This is a genomic window from Bradyrhizobium sp. USDA 4449 (assembly GCF_054056275.1).
Genome location: NZ_JBSRYD010000001.1, coordinates 6,549,585 through 6,575,891 on the forward strand (window position 1 = coordinate 6,549,585; position 26,307 = coordinate 6,575,891).

The 26,307-nt window shown below is 64.3% G+C and carries 26 protein-coding genes; 4 read left to right on the forward strand and 22 right to left on the reverse strand.

All coding sequences use genetic code 11. The annotated features are described in order from the left end of the window. Nucleotides 1-50: 50 nt before the first annotated feature. Nucleotides 51-1,286 (reverse strand): acyl-CoA dehydrogenase family protein, encoded by a 1,236-nt coding sequence (locus ACVIIW_RS30840; RefSeq protein WP_456704143.1) that lies wholly within the window; start codon nt 1,284-1,286, stop codon nt 51-53. Nucleotides 1,287-1,496: 210 nt separating this feature from the next. On the opposite strand from ACVIIW_RS30840, the gene ACVIIW_RS30845 reads away from it, so the two are divergent. Further along, on the forward strand, nt 1,497-2,159 hold the full coding sequence (locus ACVIIW_RS30845; RefSeq protein ID WP_456704144.1) for a TetR/AcrR family transcriptional regulator: 663 nt from the start codon (nt 1,497-1,499) through the stop codon (nt 2,157-2,159). A gap of 3 nt (nt 2,160-2,162) precedes the next feature. On the opposite strand, the gene ACVIIW_RS30850 is transcribed toward ACVIIW_RS30845, so the two are convergent. The 7 genes from ACVIIW_RS30850 to ACVIIW_RS30880 form a co-directional block, all read right to left on the reverse strand. Then, nucleotides 2,163-2,555 carry a RidA family protein gene (locus tag ACVIIW_RS30850; RefSeq protein ID WP_456704145.1) on the reverse strand — a complete coding sequence of 131 codons (393 nt, stop codon included), beginning with the start codon at nt 2,553-2,555 and terminating at the stop codon, nt 2,163-2,165. 100 nt (nt 2,556-2,655) lie between these two features. Beyond that, entirely contained in the window at nt 2,656-2,871 is a 216-nt protein-coding gene (locus tag ACVIIW_RS30855; RefSeq protein WP_456704146.1) for a hypothetical protein, read from the reverse strand. Nucleotides 2,872-3,018: 147 nt separating this feature from the next. After that, the gene (locus ACVIIW_RS30860; RefSeq protein WP_456704147.1) at nt 3,019-4,248 is read right to left on the reverse strand and encodes a CaiB/BaiF CoA transferase family protein; all 1,230 of its coding nucleotides are present in this window, start codon (nt 4,246-4,248) and stop codon (nt 3,019-3,021) included. Nucleotides 4,249-4,426: 178 nt separating this feature from the next. Next, on the reverse strand, nt 4,427-5,632 hold the full coding sequence (locus tag ACVIIW_RS30865) for an MFS transporter (protein ID WP_456704148.1): 1,206 nt from the start codon (nt 5,630-5,632) through the stop codon (nt 4,427-4,429). A 146-nt stretch (nt 5,633-5,778) separates the two neighbouring features. Beyond that, nucleotides 5,779-6,606: a 3-keto-5-aminohexanoate cleavage protein gene (locus ACVIIW_RS30870; RefSeq protein WP_456704149.1), complete on the reverse strand. Its 828-nt coding sequence runs from the start codon at nt 6,604-6,606 to the stop codon at nt 5,779-5,781. Nucleotides 6,607-6,724: 118 nt separating this feature from the next. Next, nucleotides 6,725-8,122: an MFS transporter gene (locus ACVIIW_RS30875; protein ID WP_456704150.1), complete on the reverse strand. Its 1,398-nt coding sequence runs from the start codon at nt 8,120-8,122 to the stop codon at nt 6,725-6,727. 244 nt (nt 8,123-8,366) lie between these two features. Further along, the gene (locus ACVIIW_RS30880) at nt 8,367-9,104 is read right to left on the reverse strand and encodes an NUDIX hydrolase (RefSeq protein WP_456704151.1); all 738 of its coding nucleotides are present in this window, start codon (nt 9,102-9,104) and stop codon (nt 8,367-8,369) included. A gap of 99 nt (nt 9,105-9,203) precedes the next feature. Here ACVIIW_RS30880 and ACVIIW_RS30885 point away from each other — a divergent pair, with 99 nt between their 5' ends. Then, nucleotides 9,204-10,250 carry an SPFH domain-containing protein gene (locus ACVIIW_RS30885; RefSeq protein ID WP_456704152.1) on the forward strand — a complete coding sequence of 349 codons (1,047 nt, stop codon included), beginning with the start codon at nt 9,204-9,206 and terminating at the stop codon, nt 10,248-10,250. Then, nucleotides 10,234-11,169, forward strand: a complete 936-nt coding sequence (locus tag ACVIIW_RS30890; RefSeq protein ID WP_456704153.1) for a sugar kinase — start codon at nt 10,234-10,236, stop codon at nt 11,167-11,169. The genes ACVIIW_RS30885 and ACVIIW_RS30890 overlap by 17 nt, the downstream gene beginning before the upstream one ends. A 5-nt stretch (nt 11,170-11,174) precedes the next feature. Here the strand turns inward: ACVIIW_RS30890 and ACVIIW_RS30895 are convergent, their stop codons facing one another. The 3 genes from ACVIIW_RS30895 to ACVIIW_RS30905 are packed head-to-tail and all read right to left on the reverse strand — an operon-like array spanning nt 11,175 to nt 13,195. Then, nucleotides 11,175-11,378 (reverse strand): hypothetical protein, encoded by a 204-nt coding sequence (locus ACVIIW_RS30895; RefSeq protein ID WP_456704154.1) that lies wholly within the window; start codon nt 11,376-11,378, stop codon nt 11,175-11,177. A 30-nt stretch (nt 11,379-11,408) separates the two neighbouring features. After that, entirely contained in the window at nt 11,409-12,746 is a 1,338-nt protein-coding gene (locus ACVIIW_RS30900; RefSeq protein WP_456704155.1) for a PQQ-dependent sugar dehydrogenase, read from the reverse strand. Further along, a complete protein-coding gene (locus ACVIIW_RS30905; RefSeq protein ID WP_456704156.1) occupies nt 12,743-13,195 on the reverse strand; it encodes a DUF2231 domain-containing protein in 453 nt (150 codons plus the stop codon). The genes ACVIIW_RS30900 and ACVIIW_RS30905 overlap by 4 nt, the downstream gene beginning before the upstream one ends. Before the next feature lie 166 nt (nt 13,196-13,361). Here ACVIIW_RS30905 and ACVIIW_RS30910 point away from each other — a divergent pair, with 166 nt between their 5' ends. Further along, on the forward strand, nt 13,362-14,225 hold the full coding sequence (locus tag ACVIIW_RS30910) for a formate/nitrite transporter family protein (RefSeq protein ID WP_456704157.1): 864 nt from the start codon (nt 13,362-13,364) through the stop codon (nt 14,223-14,225). 39 nt (nt 14,226-14,264) lie between these two features. Here ACVIIW_RS30910 and fcl read toward each other — a convergent pair whose 3' ends face one another. From fcl to ACVIIW_RS30965, 11 genes are all read right to left on the reverse strand, one after another. Further along, nucleotides 14,265-15,218: a GDP-L-fucose synthase gene (gene fcl, locus ACVIIW_RS30915; RefSeq protein WP_456704158.1), complete on the reverse strand. Its 954-nt coding sequence runs from the start codon at nt 15,216-15,218 to the stop codon at nt 14,265-14,267. After that, nucleotides 15,199-16,269, reverse strand: a complete 1,071-nt coding sequence (gene gmd / locus ACVIIW_RS30920; RefSeq protein ID WP_456704159.1) for a GDP-mannose 4,6-dehydratase — start codon at nt 16,267-16,269, stop codon at nt 15,199-15,201. Before gmd ends, fcl begins: the two co-directional genes overlap by 20 nt. 170 nt (nt 16,270-16,439) lie before the next feature. Beyond that, complete coding sequence (locus ACVIIW_RS30925; protein ID WP_092228496.1) at nt 16,440-17,387, reverse strand: ABC transporter substrate-binding protein; 948 nt, start codon at nt 17,385-17,387, stop codon at nt 16,440-16,442. Between the two features lie 69 nt (nt 17,388-17,456). Beyond that, nucleotides 17,457-18,497, reverse strand: a complete 1,041-nt coding sequence (locus ACVIIW_RS30930) for an ABC transporter permease subunit (RefSeq protein ID WP_092228497.1) — start codon at nt 18,495-18,497, stop codon at nt 17,457-17,459. Beyond that, on the reverse strand, nt 18,490-20,013 hold the full coding sequence (locus tag ACVIIW_RS30935) for a sugar ABC transporter ATP-binding protein (protein ID WP_456704160.1): 1,524 nt from the start codon (nt 20,011-20,013) through the stop codon (nt 18,490-18,492). The genes ACVIIW_RS30930 and ACVIIW_RS30935 overlap by 8 nt, the downstream gene beginning before the upstream one ends. Nucleotides 20,014-20,136: 123 nt before the next feature. Next, the gene (xylB, locus tag ACVIIW_RS30940; protein ID WP_456704161.1) at nt 20,137-21,582 is read right to left on the reverse strand and encodes a xylulokinase; all 1,446 of its coding nucleotides are present in this window, start codon (nt 21,580-21,582) and stop codon (nt 20,137-20,139) included. A 97-nt stretch (nt 21,583-21,679) separates the two neighbouring features. Beyond that, nucleotides 21,680-22,729 (reverse strand): LacI family DNA-binding transcriptional regulator, encoded by a 1,050-nt coding sequence (locus ACVIIW_RS30945; RefSeq protein WP_456704162.1) that lies wholly within the window; start codon nt 22,727-22,729, stop codon nt 21,680-21,682. Then, nucleotides 22,726-23,370, reverse strand: a complete 645-nt coding sequence (locus ACVIIW_RS30950; RefSeq protein ID WP_456704163.1) for a ThuA domain-containing protein — start codon at nt 23,368-23,370, stop codon at nt 22,726-22,728. The genes ACVIIW_RS30945 and ACVIIW_RS30950 overlap by 4 nt, the downstream gene beginning before the upstream one ends. A gap of 10 nt (nt 23,371-23,380) precedes the next feature. Further along, entirely contained in the window at nt 23,381-24,478 is a 1,098-nt protein-coding gene (locus ACVIIW_RS30955; protein ID WP_456704164.1) for a Gfo/Idh/MocA family protein, read from the reverse strand. Between the two features lie 44 nt (nt 24,479-24,522). Continuing rightward, on the reverse strand, nt 24,523-25,371 hold the full coding sequence (locus ACVIIW_RS30960) for a carbohydrate ABC transporter permease (RefSeq protein WP_456704165.1): 849 nt from the start codon (nt 25,369-25,371) through the stop codon (nt 24,523-24,525). Then, a complete protein-coding gene (locus ACVIIW_RS30965; protein ID WP_456704166.1) occupies nt 25,364-26,305 on the reverse strand; it encodes a carbohydrate ABC transporter permease in 942 nt (313 codons plus the stop codon). The genes ACVIIW_RS30960 and ACVIIW_RS30965 overlap by 8 nt, the downstream gene beginning before the upstream one ends. Nucleotides 26,306-26,307: the final 2 nt, after the last annotated feature.

Genomic DNA, 26,307 nt, shown 5'->3' on the forward strand with positions numbered 1-26,307 from the left:
TCATGCTCTTGCCGTTTCTTCAGAGCGGGCGCTTCGTCCCGCTCTCTCGCTTAATGCTTGGGAGAATTGGCATACTTCCGAACCTCCAACCTTGCAATGGCGCGATTGTGCACCTCGTCCGGGCCGTCGGCGAGCCGCAGCGTACGGATGTGGGCGTAGTCCTTGGCGAGGCCAGCATCGTCAGAGACGCCCGCGCCACCGAACGCCTGGATCGCCTCGTCGATGATCTTCAGCGCCATGTTCGGTGCTGCGACCTTGATCATCGCGATTTCGGCCTGCGCGGTCTTGTTGCCGACCTTGTCCATCATGTCGGCGGCCTTGAGGCAGAGCAGACGCGTCATCTCGATATTGGTGCGGGCTTCGCCGATGCGCTGCTCCCACACCGAGTGCTCGACGATCCTCTTGCCGAAGGCGGTGCGCGAGGAAAGCCGCTTCACCATCTTTTCCAGCGCTTCCTCGGCCTTGCCGATGGTGCGCATGCAATGGTGAATGCGGCCCGGCCCGAGGCGGCCCTGCGCGATCTCGAAGCCGCGGCCCTCGCCGAGCAGGATGTTCTCCTTGGGCACGCGCACGTTCTCGAGCAGCACCTGGGCGTGGCCGTGCGGCGCGTCGTCAAAGCCGAACACAGGCAGCATCTTTTCGACCTTGATGCCTGGCGTGTCGAGCGGCACCAGGATCTGCGACTGCTGCTGATGCTTGGCGGCGTTGAAATCGGTCTTGCCCATCAGGATCGCGATCTTGCAGCGGGGGTCGCCGACGCCCGACGACCACCATTTGCGGCCGTTGATGACGTAGTGATCGCCGTCCTTCTCGATGCGGGTCTCGATGTTGGTGGCGTCGGAGGACGCGACCGCCGGTTCCGTCATCAGGAAGGCGGAGCGGATCTCGCCGTCCATCAACGGGCGCAGCCATTTGCGCTTCTGCTCCCTGGAGCCGTAGCGGATGAACACTTCCATGTTGCCGGTGTCGGGCGCGGAGCAGTTGAACACTTCGGAGGCCCAGGTGATACGCCCCATCTCTTCCGACAGCAGCGCGTATTCGAGATTGGTCAATCCCGCACCGCGGAATTCGTCATCCTCATGCTCGCTCGGCGGCATGAACATGTTCCAGAGGCCTTCAGCCTTCGCCTTCTTCTTGAGGTCTTCGAGAACAGGGATGACCTTCCAGCGATCGCCACTCTTGTCCTGCTGATCATAGATGGGCACCGCCGGACGCACGTGCTTGGCCATGAAGGATTGCACGCGCTCGAGCCATTCCTTTTGCCTGGGCGACATATCGAAGTCCATGGGACGCTCCTCGTTCTCTCTTTGCGATCTCGTTTGTGGCGGACTGTCCTGCCGCAATGTGCGGCCCGCAAGCGCGAATGCGCGTTTGCGAGCTTCCGGAACCGGTTCGGTCGATGCGAACGGTTGCGATTGCGGATTGACTTTCTCCGATCTTCAAACGATAGTTTCATACAACTGTTTGAATTGCAACTCCCTCCCTGAGGGCAATCCATGGCCAGCGATCATACGAGGTCTGCCATTCTCGCCGCCGCCGAACGGCTCTACGCCGATCGCGGCTTCGGCGACGTCACGCTGCGCGACATCGTCGCGGAGGCAAACGTCAATCTGGCTGCGGTGAATTATCATTTCGGCTCGAAGGACGAACTGATCGCGGAATTATTCGTCACGCGGTCGATCGCGACCAACCGCGAGCGCCTGCGCGAATTGAAGGCGGCCGAAGAAGCAGGCGGCGGACACGCGCCGATCGAGGTGATCTTGCGCGCGCTGGTGGGGCCGACGCTGCGCGGTTGCCTGGGCCCCGAGAACCAGCGCTCCACCGCGGCGCGCTTCATGATCCGCGCATCCATCGAATCCGTGCCGCCGATCCGCCGCATCAAAAACCGCGAGATTGATCACCTGCGCAAATTCGCTGGCGCCATGCGACGGGCCCTGCCCGATCGCAACGATGTCGATATCTATTGGGGCCTGAATTTCGCACTTGCCATGGCGCACCACACCATTCGCGAGAGCGAGCGCCTGACCAAGCTGTCGGACGGCCAATGCGATCTCGACGACGTCGAGGACGTGGTCGCGCGCGTCGTCAGCGTGGCGACGATGGCGCTGACGGCGGGACGGACGGAGTCCAAGGCGCCGTCGAAGGTGGCTGCGCGGTAGCGCTCACATCATCGCGATGCAGTCGATCTCGACGTCGAACGGGCCGAACCATTCCGGCGTGCAGATGAAAATCCGCGCCGGCGGATCGACCGGGAAGTAGCGGGCATAGACCGTGTTGAAGGCGGCGAAATGTTTCGTCGAGGTGCAGTAGACGTTGCACTTCATGACGTTGTCGAGCGAGGCGCCAGCCGTCTGAAGGCACAGCTTCATCTGCTCCATGACGATCTCGCTCTGCCGCTCGATCGGCATTTCCGCAAGCTCGCCCGTTGCCGGATCGAATGGCGGCAGGCCGGCGACGAAGATCATGTTGCCGGCGCGCGTGACGGGTGAGGTCGGCGCCTTCCAGCGATCCAGATAAGACGAGATCGGTTCGACGCGGAGCGCTTCGCGTTTCATGGGCGGCCACCTTCGGTACGAGCGAGACTGTCGCCTGACTACATCATCATGCAGCCGACATGCTTCGCTTCTGATCGAAGTGTGATCGCCCTGAGGAGAGCTAGCTGCGCTGCGGCATCTCCTCGGCCTCTTCCTTGGCGAGCAGCAGCAGCATCTCGATGCCCATGTCGCCTTCCTGCGGCGAGCGGATGAACTTGATCTCTTCGGCACTTTGCCGCAGCGCGGCAATGATCGCCACAGCCTGATTGGCCGTCGCCGCCTCGGTCGCCAGAATGGCCTTCTGGTCTTTCGCTTGGAACCCGATGGTGTAGGACATGATGCACTCCCTCCCGTACCCACCTCGAGGGATCGAATCAGAGTCGCGAGCAAAGCGAAAGCCTGTGTGAGTACGGACCGGACTTATCTGGGGATTGCGCGCAAGCCCAGGTAAGGCCGCATAAGCGTCACACTGCCGCCGCTCTCGCTAGATGATCCCCTGCTTCTTCAACTCCTCGATCTTCCCCGCGTCATAGCCGAGCTGACCGCCAAGAACTTCCTGGGTGTGCTCGCCGAGCAGCGGCGGCGCGCGGTAGGTCCTGATCGGGGTCTCCGAGAAGGTCAGCGCGTTGCGGATCAGCGACAGGTCGGGCGCGAAGGGATGGTCGACCTTCACCCGCATGCCGCGCGACTGCACGTGCGGATCGGCGAACACCTGCTCGAAATCGTTGATCGGGCCGGACGGGACGCCGGCCTCCTCGAGCTTGTCCAGCCAGTAGGCCACCGGCTTGGTCAGGAACAGGCCGGCGAAGATCGCCATGATCTCCTTGCCGTGCACGACGCGGTCGTTGTTCTTGATGAAGCGTTTGTCGTTGGCAAGCTCCGGCCGGCCGAGCACGGCGCAGGTGCGCTGGAACTGGCCGTCATTGCCGACCACCAGCATCAGCTCGCCGTCGGTGCAGCGGAACACGCCCGCGGGCATGCCGCCATTGCCCCAGGTGCCGCGACGGGGCGGCGTCTTACCATTGACGAGGAATATCTGCAGCCAGTGCGACAGCGAGGCAATGACGGTGTCGAACAGGCACACGTCGATGTGCTGTCCCTGCCCGCCATTGACGTCGCGATGGTACAACGCCGCGAGCAGCCCGATCGAGGTGTTCATGCCGGTCATGTAGTCGACGATCGACGGGCCGACCTTCATCGGGCCTTCGCCGGGTTCACCGTCGATATGACCCGTGACGCTCATCAGGCCGCCCATCGCCTGGAGGATCGCGTCGTAGCCGGCACGCGGCGCGTAGGGGCCGGTCTGGCCGAAGCCCGTCACCGAGCAATAGATGATCTTGGGATTGATCGCCTTGATCGTCTCGTAGTCGAGGCCGTAGCGCTTGAGATCGCCGACCTTGTAGTTCTCCATGAAGACGTCGGCGTCCTTGGCCAGTTCGCGGATGATCGCCTGCCCCTCCGGCTTGGCGATGTTGACGGTGACCGACTTCTTGTTGCGGTTGGCGCAGAGATAGAACGAATTGTTGTTGTTTGCCTTGCCCTCGGGGTCGGTCAGGTATGGCGGGCCGAAGGCGCGCGCATCGTCGCCGGTGCCGGGCCGCTCGATCTTGATCACGTCCGCGCCGAGATCGCCCAGCATCTGGGCCGACAAGGGCCCGGCGAGCACACGCGTGAGATCAAGGATCTTGATGCCTGAGAGCGGCAGGGCCGACATGTCTTTCCTCCGGGGAACTGGATATTGGCACGGCGGCGAGATCGCGGGCCGCGCTCTCTGCGGATACACCATTTTGCGGCGCCGAGCCCTGCGCGCCGGACATACGGCCATCCCCCCGCCTCGCAGCGGAGGTCGCCCGCGATGCGCGATTCCGCGTTGCGAATATTACCAGATGACCTCACGTCGCGGCGGCCACAGCCAAGTGCGGACGCCTCCGTCCAAGCAAAACCAGGATCAGCACCGTCGCGCAGGATATGACCAGCGTCAGGCCAAGCGCGCCGCGGCTGCCGAACTGAGTAAGCAAGCCTGCCAGAAGCGGGGGCGAGATTGCGGAGGCCAGATTGAGCGGCAATGCGATCATCGACATCGCCTTGGCGAATTCGGCCTGGTCGTAGAAGACGAGCGGAATCGTCGCCCGCGCCACGGCCATCGCGCCGCTGCCGGCGCCATAGAGCAAGATGAAGGTCGCAACCGCCCAGGTCGCGCCCTCGCTCAGCATCAAGATCACCATGGCAACGGGAAGCGCGGTGCCAGCGACCAGGCCAGTGGTGATGCCGTCCCATCGCCCGCCGCCGAGGAAGTCGAGGCCGCGCGCGCTGACCTGGATCACGCCCAGCATCGATCCGAATGCGAGCGCCTGCGCCGGCGCAAGGCCCTCCGCCCTCAGCAACTCGAGCAAAATGGCACCGATGCCGAAATTGACGAAGGCGTTCATCGTGATCACGCCGACAACGAGACCGAAGGTACTTTTCGGAATCACAGGCGGCGGCGCAGCCTCGGCGGCGTCGCCACGATCGTCAGTCACAATTTTCCGGCGCGGCGCGACAAACGCATAAAGCGGAAGGTTGATGGCGAGCATCATCGCGGCATAGACCAGACAAGTGCCGCGCCAGCCGAGCCAATCGCTGAGAAACGACGTGGTCGGCCAGAAGATGCTGCTGGAGAGACCCGTCACCAACATCAGGCCGCCGATGGCATTCTTGGCGCCGCGTCCGGCGACCTCGTTCAGCATGATGTAGGCGCCGGTCGACAGCGTGGCGCTGCCGCCCATACCGAGAATGACCCAGCCGGCGAAATAGAGCAGCGGCTCACGCGCGAAAGACAGAACGACGTAGCCCGGCACGGAGACGACGGTGCCCACCATCATCACCTCGCGTGCACCGTGCTGCGCAAAGGCCTTGGCGAGCCAGGGGGCGCACAGACCCATCGTGACATAAAGGACCGAGCTGCCCGCAAACACGGCCGACAGGCTCATGCCGAGATCGGCTCCGAGATCGCGACCGATCACGGCCGGAAGGCCGATCGTTCCCCATCCGATGAGCTGGGTGATTGCAAGCACCAGCAGGACCCCGATCAGCCTGCTGTCGGATTTCAAGAACCGCATTCCAGTCGTCGCCTGCCCGGCAGGCGTCGATTACGCCTGTGAGCCCTGTCTTACCCGGAGAGTCCGCTCACGGGAACGCCGGCCGCCGAATGGCAGAAGGCAGCCGGGAGCATGTCAGGCAGACGTCAGGCCCGGGATGATCGTCCCTACCCCGCGATCCCGAGCAGGGATCGCGCTTCGGCCGCAGTCGCGACGCGCCGGCCGTGGCGCCTGACAGCTTCACAGGCGATGCTCACGAGTTCCGCATTGCTGCGGGCCAGGCGCGTCTTGTCGACCCTGATGTTGTCCTCGAGCCCGGTGCGAACCGCGTCGGCGCCGCGCGCCAGGGCCCAGTCCATCACCTCGGCCTGATGGCGTCCGATCCCGGCCGCCGTCCAGGTCGCTTGCGGGATCAGGCGTCTCAGCTCTCCCAGCAGGATGTCGAGCACATGCTCGTCGGCCGGCATCGCGTTCTTGACGCCCATGACGAATTGTACGTGCGGGCGCGCGTCCATCAACCCCGCTTCGATCAACCGACGGGCGCCGTGAAGATGCGACAGATCGAAGATCTCGATCTCAGGACGGACGCCATTCGCCTTCATGCCGGTGGCGAGAGTCTCGACCAGGGCGGCGCTGTTCTCATAGACGATGGTCGGGAAGTTCACCGAGCCCGTGGAAAGCGAGGCCATGTCGGGCTTGAGATAGAGCGAGGATCCGCGCGCCGAAGGATCGCGGCCGCGCCCTCCGGTCGAGAACTGCACGATCATCCCGGGACAATGCTTCCTGACGCCCTCCTGCACCAGGGCAAAGCGCTCGGGGTCTGAGGACGGCGTTTCGTCGTCGTTGCGAACGTGGATGTGCGCAAGCGTGGCACCGGCCTCGAAGGCCTGGTGCGTCGATTCGATCTGCTCTGCCGGCAAGATCGGCACCGCGGGATTGTCCTTCTTGCGCGGAACGGAGCCGGTGATTGCGACCGCAACAACAGCGGGATTCATCCTGCTAACCTCATCATCATCGCGCTCACGCGCACAAAGCTTCAATCGACGGTGAGTCCATACCACGAAGCCTCGCCGCTGCGAACATCATCCGTCGCAGCGGCGTTGACTTCAACCGTCAGGTCCGAACGGCGGCAGCACTGTCCTGCGTGTCTTCGCGCCGACGATCGTAGTCGGCCCGCGCCATCGGGACGGCTTTGGGATTACCGAGATCGTCGATGCTAATGCGATAGGTCTCCCGGGCCGTGAGGGCCGCCAGCGCCGCGATGACGGTGATGCCGAAAGCGATCGCCCCCACCGTCAAGGGAATGTTGGCCGAGCCGGGAGGGGCCACGCTCGCAAACAGCGCCGGAAGCAACGCAGTAATGGTCGTTCCGATGTTCTGCGAGATCGCCATCGCCGACACGCGGGTGCGCGTCGGAAACAGCTCCGGATAGAAGCTCGGAAAGATCGCGTTGTAGCCCTGATAGACGACGCCCCACATCAACAGCGAGATCACGATCGCGAGAGGCACGTTCTTGATGCTGATGGCGTAGAGATAGAAGAAGGCGAGCACGCCCGAAAGCAGCGCACCCACGATGATCGGAGGCTTGCGACCGACCTTGTCGGAGAGATTGCCGACGAAGGGAATGACGAACACGGCGACCATGTTGCCGAGCACGGGGATCCACAGGTAGACGTCCTTGGCAAAGCCGACGCCGTAGGCCGGCTGGACCGCGTAGGCCGCGCCAAAGATGGTCGCAACGACAGGAATGACGTTCATCAGCGCCATGCAGATGACGCGGAGCATGTCGGGCCAGCTCAGCTTGATTGCCTGGACAATCGGCGCCTGCGGCTTTTCTCCCCGTTCGCCCTCGCGGTCAAAAGCGGGGGTTTCGTCGACTTCGCGGCGAATGATGTAGCCTGCGACGATGACGAAGAAGCTGAGCAGGAACGGAATCCGCCACCCCCAGCTGTTGAAGGCCTCCGTCGGCATATAGGCCGCCAGCGGCAGGAAGACCGCAGCTGCCAGAATCTGTCCGGCCTGCACGCCCTGAAGGGCGAAGCTTGCGTAGAAGCCGCGCCGACCGAACGGTGCGTGCTCCAGGATCATCGAGCTTGCGCCGGAGATTTCGCCGGCCACGGCAAAGCCCTGCACCAGGCGCAGAAGGACCAGCAGAATCGGCGCCAGGATGCCGACCTGCTGATAGGTTGGCAGGATGCCGACCGCCATGGTCGAGATGCCCATCAAGAACATGCAGACGAGCAGAACCGTCTTGCGGCCGTGGGTGTCGCCCCAATGACCGAGCACGAAGGCCCCGATCGGCCGCGCAACATAGCCGACGCCATAGGTCGCAAGCGATGCGACGATCGCAACCGTTGGATTGTCGGACGGGAAGAAGATCTGCGGGAAGACCAGCGATGCCGCAGTCGCGTAGATGAAGAAGTCATAATATTCGAGAGCCGACCCGATCCAGCCGCTTGCAGCAGCCTTCCCGGACTGGCTCATGTGTTGGATCGCGCGCGTCGTAGCCATAGCAAAGTTCCTCCCGATCTGTTCGTTTGTTGTCGTCCCGTCAGCGGGCTTCGTTGGACAATTGGGCAGCAATCCCCGGGCGCTCCTGCGGTGTCCGCGAACGCTGGCATTGCCGGTCGGTGTCTTGAGTGAGTACTACAATAGGCATTCGCCGGCCTAACACAATTACCCAGTTATGCGATAAACCTAACATGATGTTATGGGGCAAGCTCCATCCCGCATGCTGCTGACGACGCCGCGGAATTCATTCCGGCGGATTGAACGTCCGGACGAAATACACGGGATCCCGGCCCTTCCTGAGACGATAGAGCTGCGCCGGGCGGTTCGGGCCACGCCGCATGTTGGCCACCGGCTCGATCATGTCGGCCGACAGGATCCGGGTCCGGAAGGCGCTCTTCTCCAGCGGACGATCGAGTACGATCTCGTAGACACGCTGCAAATCCGGCAGCGTGAATTCCGCCGGCATAAGGTAAGCGGGCAGCGAGGTATACTCCACCTTGTTGCGCAGCCGCTGGATTGCGCTGGCCAGGATGTCGCCATGGTCGAAAGCGAGCTTCTCCTTGAACCCGCCGCCGATCGGACACCATCGCGCATCCGACGTGAGCACGCTCGCGTATGCCGGGATCAGCGCGAAATAAGCGTGCGTCGCCGACCAGCCGCGCGGATCGCGCGTCGCACTTCCCCAGCTGCCGAGCTGCTCAAGGTAAGGGCTGCTGACGCCGCTCTTCTCCTTCAGCTTGCGCGCCGCACATTCCGCAAGATCGCGGTCCTTCGCGACGTCGACGAAGCCGCCCGGCAGCGCCAGGCTCAGCGGAAAGGGTTCATCCTCTCCGGCCGGGCGCTGCACCAGCAACACCTGCAGCCTGTCGTCGAGAATCGCAAAAATCACGACGTCGACCGTGGTCAGCGGCCTCGGGAAGTCCAGATGTCCCGGCTTTCCAAGCCCTTGTCCAGACCCCTGGGTCCGATCCTTGCCCCGCATTGGTAACCTCCCTGTTCGGCCTTGACAGTAGCATACTTAGTTGTACAGTCCAACTTAGTTAGTTGCTCAGACCAACTTATCTAGTTCCTGGAGAAAGCCATGTTCGGCATCCGATTCATCAAGGCCCAGCCCACCACCTATTTGATGAAGTACCGCGCCGGCGCGGTCGTGGCCGAGGGTACCGGGCTCTCGGCGCTCTACTACGCGCCGGTGACCACGCTCGTCGCCGTGCCGGTCGGCAGCCGCGATGCCTCCTTCATCTTGCAGCAGATCGCGCGCGACTTTCAGACGCTCACCGTCCAAGGCCACGTCACCTATCGCGTCCGCGAGCCGAAGAAGGCGGCCTCGATGCTCAATTTCACCCTGAAGTCCGACGGCAAGACTTACGAGACCGACGATCCCGAGAAGCTGCCGGAGCGCATTCTCGGCACGGTCGAGGTGCTCGCGCAGCAGGCGATCAAGGAGCTGACGCTGAAGGATGCGCTGCAGGCCTCCGACCGCATCGCCGACATCGTCGCAGGTGGCTTGCGGGCGCGCGCCGACATCGAAGCCCTCGGCATCGAAATCCTCGGCGTGTCGATCCGCGCCGTCAAGCCGACGCCCGATACAGCCAGGGCGCTGGAAGCACAGGCGCGCGAAGCGATTTTGAAGAATGCGGACGAGGCGATCTTCGCGCGGCGCAATTTCGCCGTCGAGCAGGAGCGCGCCATTCGCGAGAGCGAGCTCGACACCGAGATCGCCGTCGAGCAGAAGAAGCGCTCGATCCGCGAAACTCAGATGGACGCCGAGGCGAGCGTCGCCGCCAAGCGCAACGAGCTGCGTCAGGCCGGCATGGCCGCGGACATTGTGCTGGAAGGCAAGCGCAAGGACTTCGTCGGCCTCAACGCCGAGAACACCCGCACGCTGGCCGATGCCGAGGCCTATCGGGTCGGCGCGCTGATGAAAATCTTCGAGGGCGTCGACACCCGCGTGATCCAGGCGCTCGCAGCCGCGGGCATGCAGCCGGGCCAGCTGATCGCGCAGGCATTCTCCGGCATCGCCGAAAAGGCCGAGAAGATCGGCCAGCTCAACGTCTCGCCCGATCTGCTCAGCCAGCTGCTGGAGAAGCCGAAGCCGACGGAGGCCGCCAATGCCCGCCGCCAATGACCGCAAGATCGTGCTGGTGACGCGCAAGACCAGGCTGGAAGACCTGGTCGCGCGTTACCTGACGGCGGCCCAGGCCCGCTTCCATGTCGAGCATCTCGGCGCCGACTTCTCCGACTATGAGCACGAGCACGAGGTCTATCAGGCGCAGAAGCATGCGACGCTGCAGGCGCTGGAGCAATGGGGGCGGTATCAGGTGATCGAGCGCGGCTTCCTGGCCAGCTTCATCTTCGCGCCCGATGACATCGTCGTCGCGCTGGGCCAGGACGGCGTGGTCGCCAACACGATGAAATATCTCGACGACCATCCGCTTGTCGGCCTCAATCCGCACCCCGCGCGCTACGACGGCATCCTGCTTCCTTTCGCACCGCGCGACCTCGCAAAGCTGCTGCCGGAGGTCGCCGCTGACAAGCGCAGCAGCCAGGCCGTGACGATGGCGGAAGCGCGGCTCAGCGAGGGCCAGGTGCTGCACGCCGTGAACGACCTCTTCATCGGCCCCCGCACGCATGTCTCGGCGACCTACGAGATTACCGCCGGCGGGACGACGGAGCGGCAATCCTCGAGCGGGCTGATCGTCTCGACCGGGCTCGGATCGACCGCATGGTTCAAGAGCATCGTCACCGGCTCGCTTGCGATCGCCGGCAGTTTTGGCCGGCCGCCGCCGCTGGGCGGCTACGATGCCTTGCCTTGGGACGCGCCCGAACTGCGCTTCGCCGTGCGCGAGCCCTTTCCGAGCCGCAACTCCCAGACCAATCTCGTCTGCGGCCGCCTCGCGTCCGAGGAGCAGCTGCGCATCCGCTCGCTGATGGCGGAGAATGGCGTCATCTTCAGCGACGGCGTCGAAGCCGACCGCCTCGATTTCAACGCCGGCGCCGAGGTCACGATCGGAATTGCCAGGCGGCGCGGCCGGCTGATCGTTTGACCGGGCTAGATTCCCAGCGCGTTCTCGCCTGCTTCGCGACCGGGCACGCTGACATGGACTTCGTGGCCCTCACGAAGCGCCAGGGACGCTGCGGCGACCGCCGACTCGAACGCGGCTTCCTTCGTGGCGTATCTGCTCCTAACGGTGCCGTCGTGCAGCACGCCCCACTCGTCCTGGACCGGTACGATCGCGTATTGGGCAAGACCCATTATCCCTCTCCTATCGCTGCCGCGGCTTGCCTATCGCTGCGTCACTTGCGGATGCGCCGCCGTCACCCGCCACACCGTATTGCCGCTGTCGTCGGCGACGAGCAGCGCGCCTGATTTATCGATCGCAACGCCGACGGGCCGGCCGCGCGCCTGATTGTCGGTGTTGAGGAAACCGGTGACGACGTCCTGCGCCGGCCCGCTCGGCTTGCCGTCTGTGAACGGCACGTAGACGACCTTGTAGCCATTCAGCACCTGCCGGTTCCAGCTGCCGTGCTCCCCGACGAAGGCGCCGCTGCGATAGGCGTCCGGCAGCTTGCTGCCGCTGGAGAAAGCAAGTCCGAGCGGCGCGACATGCGAGCTCAACGCATAGTCGGGCACGATGGCTTTTTCCACGAGGTCCGGCCGTTGCGGCTTGACGCGGGGATCGATGTGCTGGCCGTAATAGCTGTAGGGCCAGCCGTAGAAGGCCCCCTCCTTCACCGACGTCATGTAGTCAGGCACGAGATCGGGCCCGAGTTCGTCGCGCTCGTTCACCACGGCCCACAACGCGCCGGTCTGCGGCTCGAAGCTGAGACCGTTCGGATTGCGCAAGCCGCTGGCAAAAATCCGCCAGCGGCCGCTGGCGCGATCGACCTCGAGGATGTCGGCGCGATTGTGCTCGGCCTCCATGCCGTTCTCGGTGATGTTGCTGTTGGATCCGACGCCGACATAGAGCTTTGAACCGTCAGGGCTCGCGACCAGACTTTTGGTCCAGTGGTGGTCGATCGGACCGCCGGGCAGCGGCGTCAGCACCGTGCCCGGCTTGGTGATCTTGGTGTCGCCTTCGGCGTAAGGATATTTCATGATCGCGTCGGTATTGGCGACGTAGAGATCGTTGCCGACGAGCGCGACGCCGAACGGGGAATTGAGATGGTCGAGGAAGACGCTCTGCGTATCCGGCACGCCGTCGCCATTGGTATCGCGCAACAGCGTGATGCGATTGCTGGGTCCAGTATCGCCCCCGGAGGTCGCCCAGGACTCGACGTAACCCATCACGATCTCCTTGGGCCGCTTGATCGCGGCAGCCTTCGGCGCCTTGGATTCCACTACCAGCACGTCGCCATTGGGCAGCACGTAGAGCGAGCGCGGGTGCTGCAAGCCGGTCGCGAATGCCTTGGCCTGCAAGCCTTGCGCGACATCAGGCGTCTCGTCCTTCTTCCAGCCGACGATGCGGGCAATGTGCATCGGCGGCAGCAGATATTGCTGGATGTCAGGGAGGACAGGATTGGCGCCGATCTGCGCCTTGGGGTCGCCGCTGCCGTCCTTGCAGCCGGCGAGAAGAGCGAGGAGCGAGGCGCACAGCAGCGCGCGTGTGGGGAAAGACATCATCGCGCAACTCCCACGCCGTGGCGATACACCATGGCCCATCCGAGCCAGCCGGTCACAGGCAGGATCAGCACGGTGAGCACCGAAAGAACGAGCCCCCACGGCCACACCGAGGTCCAGGCATCACGCGTGTGTATCAGCAGATTGATGACGGCAAGGATCATGGCGACGACGTTGCCGATCAGATGCGGCCAGGCCGGCGCCTGCGCGCGCACCAGGCGGTTGCCGAGGAAATCGGTCAGGCCGGCAATCGCCGCCAGCACGCCGAAGATGACGCCGACGAGCAGAAGCCAGGCGGAGAAATCCGCCCACATCATTTCAGCTGAGACGAGATAGGTGATGTCAGTCAGCAGCGCGCCAACGAAGCACGCGATGGGGATCGGCACCAGCATCGGATGAATCGGATGGCCTGCGATTTGCGCCGTCGAGCGCGCGCGCACGATATCTTGCACCGAGGACCTCGTGTGGCATGTCGCCCCGCCCGAACGGCCAACTCGTGCTCGCGGTGATGGTTCCTGGGCTCGTTTGCGCGCGATCTTGACACGACGACCGGAGCGACCGCGAGGAACTCACCGCTATTGGCAGCCTTGAGTTCGACCAGCATCCGGAGACCGCCACATGGACCAGCGAGACGAGGGCCCGTCGTTCAGCCCAGCCTCCAAGCTCGACGGCGTCTCGCGGCGCCAAACCGAGCAGATCGAATCCCAGAGCCGGCCGAACGCCGCACTGATCCACGAGACGATCCGCGCCGAGGGCGAGCAGGAACTGGAGCGGCGATGGTGGGCCATCCTGCTGTCCGGACTCGCCGCCGGCCTTTCGATGGGATTGTCCCTGATCGTCCAGGGTGAGTTTCACGCGCTGATCTCCGACGACGCCGGCCGCCGGCTGATCGCCCCGCTCGGCTACACCGTCGGCTTCCTGATCGTGGTGCTGGGGCGGCAGCAGCTCTTCACCGAGAACACGCTGACGCCGATCCTGCCGCTGCTGCACAACCGGGATCTCGGCACCCTGGCAAGCGTGCTCAAGCTGTGGGCCCTGGTTCTCGTTTCCAACATCGTCGGAACCTGGGCGGTCGGATCCGTGCTCGCGCATACCAGCATCTTCGAACCGCGGATCTTGGACGCTTTCGTCGATCTCAGCCGCCACACCATCGAGGGGACGTTCGCGACGACGCTGGTCCGCGGGATCTTTGCCGGCTGGCTGATCGCCCTGATGGCCTGGCTGCTTCCAGCCACCAAGGGATCGGGCGCGCACATCATTGTCGTGATGACCTATGTGGTCGCGCTCGGCGAGTTCGCGCACATCGTCGCGGGCTCGGTCGAGTGCGCCTTCCTGGTGCAAAGCGGTCGTGCGTCGCTGGCGCAATATGCCTCGGATTTCTTCCTGCCGACCTTGCTGGGCAACATCCTGGGCGGAACGACGCTGGTCGCCCTGCTGAATTACGGGCAGGTCGCGGCCGAAATCGACGATCACCGAGAATAGATCGGGCAGATAGCCGCTTCCCGAAGGGCGCGAAGCTCATCAGGCAGGGAGCGGCCCGACCGCAAGATAAGCTTCATAGGCGCGCTTCAGGCCATCCTGAAGCGACGTCGTCGCGCGCCAGCCGAGCTTATCGAGGCGGCTGATATCAAGCAGCTTGCGCGGTGTGCCGTCAGGGCGCGAAGTATCGAAGGAGATATCGCCGCGATAGCCGACGATCCCGGCGACGACGCGGGCGAACTCGGCGATGGCGATGTCCTCTCCGGTGCCGACGTTGATCAACTCCGCGCCGGAATAGGTCTTCATCAGGTGCACGCAGGCATCCGCCATGTCGTCGACATAGAGGAACTCGCGCCGCGGCGTGCCGGTGCCCCAGACCGCGACGCTCTTCGCGCCCGACAGCTTCGCTTCGTGAAAGCGGCGGATCAGTGCAGCCACGACGTGGCTCAATTCAGGATGATAATTGTCCCCGGGACCATAGAGATTGGTCGGCATCACGCTGATGAAGTCGCTGCCATACTGGCTGCGATAGGCCTCCGCCATCTTGATGCCGGCGATTTTCGCAATCGCATAAGGCTCGTTGGTCGGCTCCAACGGGCCCGTCAGCACGCTGTCCTCGCGCAACGGCTGCGGTGCGAGCTTCGGATAGATGCAGGACGAGCCGAGGAACATCAGCTTCTCGGCGCCATTTTGATGCGCGGCCTGAATCACGTTCGCGGCGATCGCGATGTTGTCGTAGATGAACTCGGCGCGCAGCGTGTTGTTGGCAACGATGCCGCCGACTTTGGCCGCGGCGAGGAAGATCACCTGCGGCCGCGCCTTCGCGAACCAGTCGAACACGGCGGCCTGATTGCAGAGATCGACCTCGCGCCGGTCGACGGTCACGACGTTCACATTCTCCCGCGCCAGCCGGCGCACGATCGCGCTGCCGACCATGCCGCGATGGCCGGCGACGTAGACGCTCTTGCCGGTCAGCTCAAACGCTGCGCTTGCCATTTGCGACATCCCGCTTGGCATCAGCCAGATCGCTCGCCATCATCTCTTCGACCAGCTGCGTGAAGGTCCGCTTCGGCTTCCAGCCAAGCACCTGCCGCGCCTTGCTGGAATCGCCAATGAGGAGATCGACCTCGGTGGGGCGGAAATAGGTCGGATCGATCTTCACCACGACCTTGCCGCTGATGGCATCGACCCCGGTCTCGTCGACACCTGCGCCGCGCCATTCGACGCGGCGGCCGACTTGCGCAAAAGACAGCTCGACCATCTCGCGCACCGAGTGCATCTCACCGGTGGCGAGCACGAAATCGTCGGGCTTGTCGGCCTGGAGGATCATATGCATGCCCTCGACGTAATCCTTGGCATGGCCCCAGTCGCGCTTGGCCTCGAGATTGCCGAGGTAGAGTGTCTCCTCCAATCCGACTTCGATGCGCGCGACCGCGCGGGTGATCTTGCGCGTGACGAAGGTCTCGCCGCGGATCGGGCTCTCATGGTTGAACAGGATGCCGTTCGAGGCAAACATGCCATAGGCCTCGCGGTAGTTCACCGTGATCCAATAGCCGTAGAGTTTTGCCACGCCGTAAGGCGAGCGCGGGTAGAACGGCGTGGTCTCCCTCTGCGGGATCTCCTGCACGAGACCGTAGAGCTCGGAGGTCGAGGCCTGGTAGAACCGCGTCTCCTTCTCCATGCCGAGGATGCGGATCGCTTCCAAGAGGCGCAGCACGCCGATGGCGTCCGCATTGGCGGTATATTCCGGGCTCTCGAAGCTGACGGCGACGTGGCTTTGCGCGGCGAGATTGTAGATCTCGGTCGGGCGGACCTGCTGCACGAGACGGATCAGATTGGTCGAATCCGTCATGTCACCGTAATGCATCAGGAACGGTACGTTGCCGACATGCGGGTCCTGGTAGAGGTGGTCGACGCGCCCGGTGTTGAAAGACGAGGAGCGCCGCTTGATGCCATGGACGATATAGCCGAGCGACAGCAGATGCTCGGCGAGATACGCGCCGTCTTGCCCGGTCACGCCGGTGATCAGAGCAACCCGTTCGCTCATAATATGGACTTGCTCCCAAAGGCACCGCGGCAGGCGCGGTCAGCGCCACGTCAAAAACTCCCCTTCTTTGACATATCGGTCGCCGGGGTCAACCTCGCAGGCTCGCCCCGGGCGGGTTTCCCGGGGCGTCCTGCTCGAATGCGGCCACTGGCATCGATAATTGCGAGATCCTACTGCGAGCGATCCGAGGTCCAGCCCTTGTAATCCTTGATGTTATCTCGGGTCACAAGCTTCGACGGCAGCAGTTCGACGGTCGAGGCCGGCTTCTGCCCATTGAGAATGCCGACGCCGATCTGCACGGCGCGCCGCGCCATGAAGAACGGATCCTGCGATGCGGATGCCTGGATCTGCGGCGACGCCGGATCCTTCAGCGCAGCCTCGATGTCGGGAGCACCGTCCACGGAAGTGATGATGATGCCGCTGCGGTTTTGCTGTTTCGCCGCGAGATCGGTCCCGATCGCCTGCGGATCATTGATGGCGAAGATCGCATCGATCTTGGGGAAGCGCGTCAGATAGCCCTGCGCGACGGTGAGGCCGCCTTCGCGCGAGCCCTTGCCGTCCTGGTCGCTGGACAGAACCTTGATCCCCGCGTTCTTCCCGAACACGTTTTTGCAACCGGTGACACGGTCGATCACGGCGGAGACCTGCGGCCCATTCTCGATGATGACGTCGCCCTTGCCTCCCAGCTTGTCGACGATGTATTGGCAGGCAATCTCGCCAGCCTGGACGTTGTTGGTGGTCACGGTGGCATCGGCGCCTTCGGCTGCGGTGTCGACCGCGACGACGACGATGCCCGCCGCCTGGGCTTTCTTGATCGCGGGGCCGATCGCCTTGGGATCACCGGGGTTCAACAGGATCAGGTCGACGCCGGCGGCGATGAAATTGTCGATCTGGGTGACCTGCTTGCCGAGGTCGTATTCGAAGCCGACGGTGGTGATCTTCACATTGGGGTTGGTCTTCTTGGCCTCGAACTCGGCGCCCTTCGACAGGGCGACGAAGAACGGATTGCCCATGGACCCCAGCGAGACGCCGATCGATTTGAGCTCCTTGGCAAAGGACGGCGTGGTGGTCAGTGCGAGCGCCACCGCGGCGCCAGCGAGCATTGTCTTCTTCAACATTGTCTTCCTCCCTGGTCTGTCTTCATCCCGGGCACGGCAGACCAGTTGCCGCAACCGAATCTCATATCTCTAGGTTCTGGCCGAGCCTTGCAGCCGGTAGCGATCCAGCGCCACGGCGCCGATGATCACCAGTCCCTTGATCACATATTGCCAGATATCAGAGACGCCTGTCAGGATCAGGCCGTTCGAGAGAACGGCGATGATCAGCGCACCAACCAGCGTTCCCCAGATCGAGCCGATGCCGCCGACGAAAGACGTGCCGCCGAGGATCACCGCGGTAATGGCGTCGAGCTCGTAGCTCTGTCCAAGCTGCAAGCCGTTGGCCGCATAGAGCCGCGCCGCCTGCATGCCGCCGCCGAGGCCGGCCAGCATGCCCGACACGCCATAAACGAAGATCAGAACGGCCCATACCTTGATGCCGGCCAGCCGCGCCGCGCTCTCGTTGCCCCCGACCGCATAGATGTGCACGCCGAGCACGGTCCGGCGCAGCACCAGCCATGACACGAGGATGACGAGCAGCGCGATCACCGAGAGCCACGGGATCGACGCCACGCCGGGCACGAGCGTCAGCGAGCCATTGCCGATGAAGGCATAGGGGATCGACGGATTGAACACGGTGGTGTCGGCGCCGAGCAGCCGCGCCAGGCCGCGCACGGCGGTGAGCGAGCCCAGCGTGACGATGAAGGGCGGCAGGCGCAACAGCGCGATCAGCGCGCCGTTGATGACGCCGAAGCCAAGACCGGTGAGCACCGCGACCGGCAGCCACAGGGCACCGAGCTCGGGCAGCTTGGAAATGGTCAGGCCGGCCATTGCGGACGCCGCCAGGATCGAGCCGACCGAGAGGTCGATGCCGCCGGTGAGGATGACGAAGGTCATGCCCGCAGCGAGCACGGTGTTCACGGCGGCCTGCTGCAGCACGATGCCGAGATTCTGCCCGGTGAAGAACCGGCCGTCCGATAAATAATGAAAGCCGCCGCAGAGCAGCAGCAGCACCGGCAGCATTCCGGCCGCGCGGATCAGCAGCCTGACGCGCTGGCGCTTCGTTGCTTGCGCGGCGGCAAGTCCGTCCGCCGTGGCGGCCTTCGCCGGCGTCGATCCGTTGTCAGGCATCGAGATGCTCCGTCCCCGTGGCAAGCGCCATGATATCCTCTTGAGTTAACGGCGCAGTCTCTGTTCGTCTGACTTCGCCCGCGATATGCCCGGACCGCATCACGATGACACGGTCGCAGATACCGATGATCTCGGGCAGATCCGACGAAATGACCAGGATCGCGGTGCCCGCCTTCGCGAGATTGTCGATGATCGAATAGATTTCGGACTTGGCGCCGACATCGACGCCGCGCGTCGGCTCGTCGAGGATCAGCACCTTCGGCGCAATGGCGAGCAGCCGCGACAACAGCACCTTCTGCTGGTTGCCGCCGGAGAGGCCACCGGCGGGGACACCGACATTGGCGGCGCGGATGCTGAGGCCTGCGAAAGCCCGGTCGGCGCGCTCGCGTGCCTTGTCGCGATCCAGGAACCAGCCGAGCCTGGCATCGCGACCGAGCACGGCGAGATTGATGTTGTCCAGGCACGACATGTCGAGGAACAGGCCCAGCGCCTTGCGGTCCTCGGTCAGATAGGCGATGCCGGCCGCGAGCGCCTCGCCGGGCGTGCGGATGTCGATCGGCTGGCCTTCAAGTTCGAGACGACCCGAAATCTTCGGTGCTGCACCGACGATGAGATGCGCAAGCTCGGTGCGGCCGGCGCCGATCAGGCCGGCAAGGCCCACCACCTCGCCCGCATGCACGGTGAGCGAGCAGCCCTTGACGCGGTGCCCGTCCGCCATGTCGGTGGCGGTCAGCACGGGGTGCCCCTTCCCGGCCTCGGGATCGTGATCCTTCTTGTAGAAGGAGGAGACGTCGCGCCCGACCATCATGCGGACGATGGCATCGGCGCGGATATCCTGCTTGTCGAGCGAGCCGACCAGGCGGCCGTCACGCAGCACGGTGACGCGGTCACCGAGCGCATAGACCTCGTCCATGCGGTGCGAGATGTAGATGATGGCGAGCCCTTCGGCGCGCAGTTGCCGGATCAGCGCGAACAGTCGCTCGCTCTCGCCGGCCGACAGCGCGGTGGTGGGCTCGTCCATGATCAGGATTTTCGAGCGCGTGTGCAGCGCACGCGCAATCTCGACGAGCTGGCGCTGGCCCATGGAAAGATGTGCCACCAGTGTCGATGGCAGGAAGTCGGCGCCCAGGCGCTGCAGAATTGGACCAACGCCCTCACGCATGGTGCCACGCGCCAGCAAACCTGAACGCGAGACCTCGCGACCGAGATAAATATTCTCCGCCACGCTCAGATTGGGGGCCAAAGACAGTTCCTGATAGATGATCGAGATGCCCGCCGCACGCCCGCCGAGCGGCCCCTCGATCCGCGCCGGCTTGCCCTCGATCCGGATTTCACCCCCCGGATCGGGCCGGTAAGCCCCCGACAGGATTTTCATCAGGGTCGATTTGCCCGCGCCGTTCTCACCCATCAAGGCGTGAATCTCGCCGGCATAGACCGTCAGGTCAACCGCGCGCAGTGCCTTGATGCCGAAGAAGGATTTCGACACTCCCCGCATCTCGAGGATCGGATCGTTCATCGTGCCTCCCGGCGCACGTTTCCCCTGTCCGCGTTTGGTTTTTCAAGCACGGTTGGCGTATTAAACAAAACGCCGCTGCACAGGGCAACAGCGAACAGACAGAATTGGGGACGCGAGGCGATGCTAATGGCGCGGCCGATACAATTCGCGCCAGGCGGAAAGCCGCTCGGCATACGCGTCCACCAGCACGCGGTCAGGCTCGAACGTCTCGACGCGGTGCGGGGGCGTGCAGATGGCGGGGATTGCCTCGCCGGTGACAGCAAGCCGCCCTAATCTCGCCGCACCGAACGCAGCCCCGGTTTCGCCGTCGGCAAAGCGATGGATCGGCACGTCAAGCACATTGGCCAGCACCGACAACCAGAACCGGGACCGCGAACCGCCGCCGATCACGTCGGCTTCCGTGACCACGATGCCGGCATCGCCAAGTGCGTCCCGGCAATCCGCGAGTGCGAAGGCGACGCCCTCGAGCACGGCCTGCACGATCGCCGTGCGGTCGGTGCCGTGGCTCAAGCCGTCGAGCATGCCGCGCACGAGGGGGTCATCATGCGGCGTCCGCTCACCCGCGAGATAAGGCAGGAAGCTCACCGGAGACGGCGTCGGCGGCTGCGCCCCCAGCGGCGCCAGCAGTTCGGCCTCGGCGACGCCGAACAGGCGCGCGGCCCAGGCCAGACAGGACGCCGCCGACAGGATCGCGCCGGCCTGGATCCACATGCCGGGAATCGCATGGCAAAAGGTGTGGACCACGCGGTCCGGATTGGCAGCGATATGGTCGGTCGGCACCAGCAAGGCCCCCGAGGTGCCCAGCGAGATGAATCCAGTTCCCGGCCTGATCGCGCCGATGCCGATGGCGCCCGCCGGATTGTCGCCCGCCCCGCCCGCGATCATGGGGCACCTCGCCATGCCCCAGCGCTGCGCCAGGTCAGGTCGCAGCGTTGCCGCCGGCGCACATCCCTCGACCAGACGCGGCATGTGCGCGCGCGACAGGCCCGTCGCAGCCAATGCCGCATCCGACCAGTCCCGGCGCGCCGCGTCGAGCCAGAGGGATCCCGATGCATCCGAGACGTCCTCGATCGCCTCGCCTGACAGCACCAGGCGCAGATAGGCCTTCGGTTGCAGGACAATTGCCGTCGCCGCAAAAATCTCTGGCTCATGCGCGGCGATCCAGAGCAGTTTTGGCGCCGTGAATCCGGGCATCGCCTTGTTGCCGGTCGTAGCACGCAAAGCTGGCCAGCGCCGTTCGAGGATCCGACACTCCGCGGCGGAACGTCCGTCGTTCCAGAGGATGCATGGCCGCAGCGGCCTGTCGCGCGCGTCGAGCAGCGTCGCGCCGTGCATCTGGCCTGATAACCCGATGCCTTGGATCGCCGCCAGCTCTTTTCCATGCGACGCCTTCAACGCGTCCAGCGTGGCGAAGGTCGCCTCGATCCACTGTGCGGGATCCTGCTCGAAATAGCCTTGATGCGGCGAGGCGATCGTCAACGCCCGGCTCTCGCTCGCAATCACGCGCTGGGTATGGTCGACCAGAACGGTCTTGACCGCCGAGGTCCCGAGATCGATGCCGAGATACATGACTGAACTGCTTCCCGAATTGGACACGAGCCGCGGTGGCCTTCAGGCCGCTCCCGATGTAATCCAGCCCAGCGAGACGAATATCGATTTCTTCAACTTACGGAAGATTGTCCCGCAAGAAAATGTCGATACGGATTCGCTCCTGATCGTGGCTGATCGGCTCTTCCATGCAATGCGCCAGCAGCACCCGCGCGGCGGAGCGCGCCTCGTGGCCGGGATCCTGATTGATGATGGCGTCGCACGTGCCGCGGACCAGGAAACGTCGCGTGTGCTGCGTCAACTCGTGGGTGATCCACACCACCTCGCGGGCGCGGCCGGACGCCTCGAGCGCATCGGCGATGCCGCGGTTTCCGGCGCCGCAACAATAAATGCCGCGGAGATCGGCATGGCGCGCGAGCAACCCGAGGGTGAGCTCTCGCGTGCGCGCGCTGTCGTCGCGGCCCTCGATGACAGGGAGCGCGCGCAGGTTCGGATACTCGCTCGACAGGATCTGATGGAAGCCGAACTGGCGCTCGGTATGATCGCGCAGCGACAGCGATCCGGCGATCACGGCGACCGTCCCCTCACGCCCGGCAAGGAAGCGCCCCATCAGCGTCGATGCAGTGCGCCCCGCGGCCGGATTGTCGATACCGACATAGTGCAGGCGGCGCGAGCTCGGCGCATCCGATACAAGGGTCACCACGGCAACGCCACGCCCGCTGAGTTCGTCGATCGCGGCCCGCACCCTGGGATGGTCGAGCGCAATGACCGCGACGCCCTGATAGGCCGGCGACAGATCCTCCAGCACGCCGGCCAGCACGTCAGGATCGAACACGTCGACATGGACGATATCGATGAAGCCGCGCTGACCGGCGAGCCAGTCTGCGGTGCGCTGGACCTGCTCGGTCAGATTGGTCATGAAGCTGTTGCTGCCGGACGGCAGCACGAATGCGAAGCGAAAGCTCTGCCCGCGCGCGAGCCGCGCGGCCGCAACATCCGCATGGTAGCCGAGTTTGGCCACTGCAGCCTCGACACGCGCGACCGTCTTGGCACGCACGCCCTGGCGCCGGTTGACGACGCGATCAACGGTGGCGAGCGAAACGCCCGCCGCACGCGCGACGTCCTCAAGCGTGGCGCGAACCGCCGGTTGCGCCGCACCAGAACTCATTCGCGCGCCGCCCACAGCATGCCGCGGGTCATCAACGTCCGGATCTCCGGGACGTCGAGCTCATAGGCGCGGTGGCCGAGCGAGGAATAGAACACCCTGCCCGCGCCGTATCGTTTTTTCCAGACCACGGGCATCACCACGCCATCGATCCAGGACGCGTGCTCGCCGGTAAAGGTCGTCGTCGCCAACACCTCGATGGCGGGGTCGACATGCATGTAATATTGCTCGGAACGGTGCTCGAAACTCTGCAGGCCCTTCATGATGGGGTCGTCAGGCTTCGTCACATCGACCTTGTAGTCGATGATGTTGCCGGGATGGGCAACCCACTGCCCGCCGCACAGGAACTGGTAGTCCACGGATTCGCGAAACGCATCGCACATGCCGCCATGGTAACCGGCGAGCCCGACGCCGCCACGCACCGCCGCGCAGAGATTGAGCGCGTCCGCCTTCTCGATCTTCGACATGGTGTAGATCGGGATGATCAACGAGAGATCGTGTATCGCGGGATCGCCGAACGCCTCTGTCGTCGTTTCGATCCGGACCTCAAAGCCTTCCGCCTTCAGCCAGCCGCGGATCATCGAGGCACAGAGATCGGGATCGTGTCCCGGCCAGCCGCCCCAGACTATCAATGCCTTGCGCATGGTCATTCCCTCAGTCGATCTGCCCGGTTTCACGCCCGGCCGGCAGCATCGCCGGCCGCTCGACGCGGTTCTCGATCTTGACGCGCCGTCCTTCGTCGGCGGAGGTCTGGAACGCCTCCATCACCTCCAGCACGTGGAAAGCGAGCGCGCCGCTGGCGCGGTGCGGCCGGTCGTGCAGGATCGCGGACGCCATGTCGGCGACGCCGATGGAGCGGAACTCGCCTTCGACATGACCGTGTGTCAACGGCACGGTTTCCCATTCGCCGCCGGTCTTGGCGACCTGCACCTCGCCGCCGAAGCGGTTCGGGTCGGGCACCAGCATGCTGCCCTTGTCGCCGTAGATCTCGATCGGCGCGTGCCGGTGCTTCGGCACATCGAAGCTCATCGCGATCGAAACCACCGCCCCGCTCTCGAATTCGAGCGTCCCTGCGACGTGGGTCGAAACCTCGACCGGGATCAACGTGCCGTTCATCGGCTGGCTGGTGACCAGACGCTCGGATCTTGGGCGCGCGGTCGAGCCCATCACGCTTGCGACTGGACCGAGCAACTGCACGAGATCGGTGATGTAGTACGGGCCCATGTCCAGCATCGGCCCGCCGCCGCGCAGGTAGTAGAATCCCGGCGCCGGATGCCAGCGCTCGTGGCCGGGGCAGCCGAAGAAGGCGCTGCCTGCGACGGGGGTGCCGATCGCGCCGTCATCGATCAGCTTGCGCGCGGTCTGGTGCCCGCCGCCGAGGAACGTGTCGGGCGCACAGCCGACGCGAAGTCCCTTCTGCGCGGCGAGATCCATCACCTTGCGCGCCTCCGCGACGTTGATGCCGAGCGGCTTTTCGGAATGGACATGCTTGCCGGCGTTCAACACCGCGAGGCTGACGTCGGTGTGGGCGAGCGGGACGGTGAGATTGATGACGATCTCGACGTCGTCACGTTTAAGCAGCTGGTCGACCCGCATCGCCGGCAGCCCGAAAGCGGCGCCCTGGCGCTCGGCGACATCGCTGCGCATGTCGGCGAGCGCCCTCACCTCCATCACCGGGAAGCGCTGCGCCGCCTTGATGTAGGCGGTGCTGATCACACCGCAGCCGATGATTCCGACCCCGACTTTTCTCATGATGATCTCCGTGAAGTCCTGGCTGTCTCTTGGCTGTCTCTTGGCTATCCCTTGACCGCGCCTGCGGTGAGGCCGGCGACGATGTGCTTCTGCGCCAGCAGGAACAGAATGATCGTCGGCAGGATGGTCAGCGTGATGAAGGCCAGGATCAGGTGCCATTCGGACGAATATTCGCCCTGATAAACCATGATGCCGAGCGGCCAGGGATAGAGCGCATCGGTGTTGAGCATCACCAGCGGCAGCAGATAGGCGTTCCAGCTGTTGACGAAGGTGATGGTGCCCACCGTCGCGAGAATCGGCCGCGACAGTGGCAGCGTTACGTAGCGAAAGAACTTGATGTAGCTGCAGCCGTCGACCAGCGCCGCTTCCAGCAGCTCATGGGGAATGTCCTTGAAGAAGCGCCGCAACAGCAGGACGCTCATGGCAAGGCTGAAGGCCACCTGCGGCAGCGCGACGCCGAAATAAGTGTCAAGCAGCCCGAGATCGCGCACCTTGATGAACAATGGCAGCACGGCAGTCGCGGCCGGAAACAACAGGCCGAGGGTCAAATAGCTCAGCAGCATCGAGCTGCCGAAGAACCTGATATGGGCGAAGGTGAACGCCGCCATCGAGGCCACGATCAGGGTCAACGTCACCGTGAGGGTCGAGATGATCAGCGAGTTGCGCAGGAGCTGCCAGTAACGTCCCGAGAACAGGATGCCCGCATAATTCTGCCACTCCCAATGCTGCGGCAGGCCGAAGGGATTGACGCGCAATTCGCCGAGCGATTTGAAGCCGCCGAGCAGGGTCGCGAGCAGCGGCACCAGCACGAAGATGGCAACGACTGCGAGGAACGCCGCCTTGAACGGTACGGCGGGATCCAACGGCGCGCGATTGGTTTCGGCATTACTCATCGCGCATGAACCATCGCTTGTAGGTGAAGGCAAAGGTTACGCAGATCGCGAACAGGATGACGCCGATGGCGCTGCCATAGCCGACCCGCATGCGCGAGATGCCGTTGTTGTAGAGGAAGCTCACCATGGTGTTGGAGGAATCCGCAGGTCCCCCGCGCGTCAGCGGCATGACGAGATCGAACAGCTGCAGCGAGCCGACGATGGCGAAGAACACCGAGAGCCGGATCGTCGGGTAGAGCAAGGGGATCACGACATGGCGCAACGCCTGCGAGCGTGTCGCACCGTCGATCCGTGCCGCCTCGACGAGGCTCTTGTCGAGGCTCTGGAGCGCTGCGATGAACAGCATCATGTGGAAGCCAAAGTACTTCCACACGATCACGATCAGCACCGCCAGCATCGCCGTATCGGTCGAGGCCAGGAGATGCGGCGGCTCGGCGCCGAAGGTGCGCCAGATCGATGCGACGAGACCGTAATCGCCGTCATAGACGAAGGAGAAGATCAACCCGGTCGCGATCTCCGCCAAAATATAGGGCATGAAGAACAGCATGCGCAGCGCCACCGCGCCGCGAAACTTCTCGGCCAGCATCAAGGCGAGGGTCAGCGCGAGCGGCAGCTGGATCGCGAGCGAGACTGCGATGATCAGCCCGTTATTGCGCAGCGCGAGCCAGAACGCGCGCGTTTCCAGCACGAAGCGATAATTGTCGAAGCCGATCCAGTGGGTCGGCCTGCCGAAACCGTTCCAGTTGAAGCCGGAGTACCAGGCCGCCTCGCCGATCGGCAGCACCACGAACAGCGTGAACAGCAGCAGTGCCGGCGGCAGGAACAGGATCAGCACAGTGAAGCGATTGTCCCAGCTCGGGCCGCGCACGGCGGCCTGGGGGGCCGCCTCGCCAGCAACGCCGACCGGCGATGGCATCGCGATCCGTCGCGCCACGG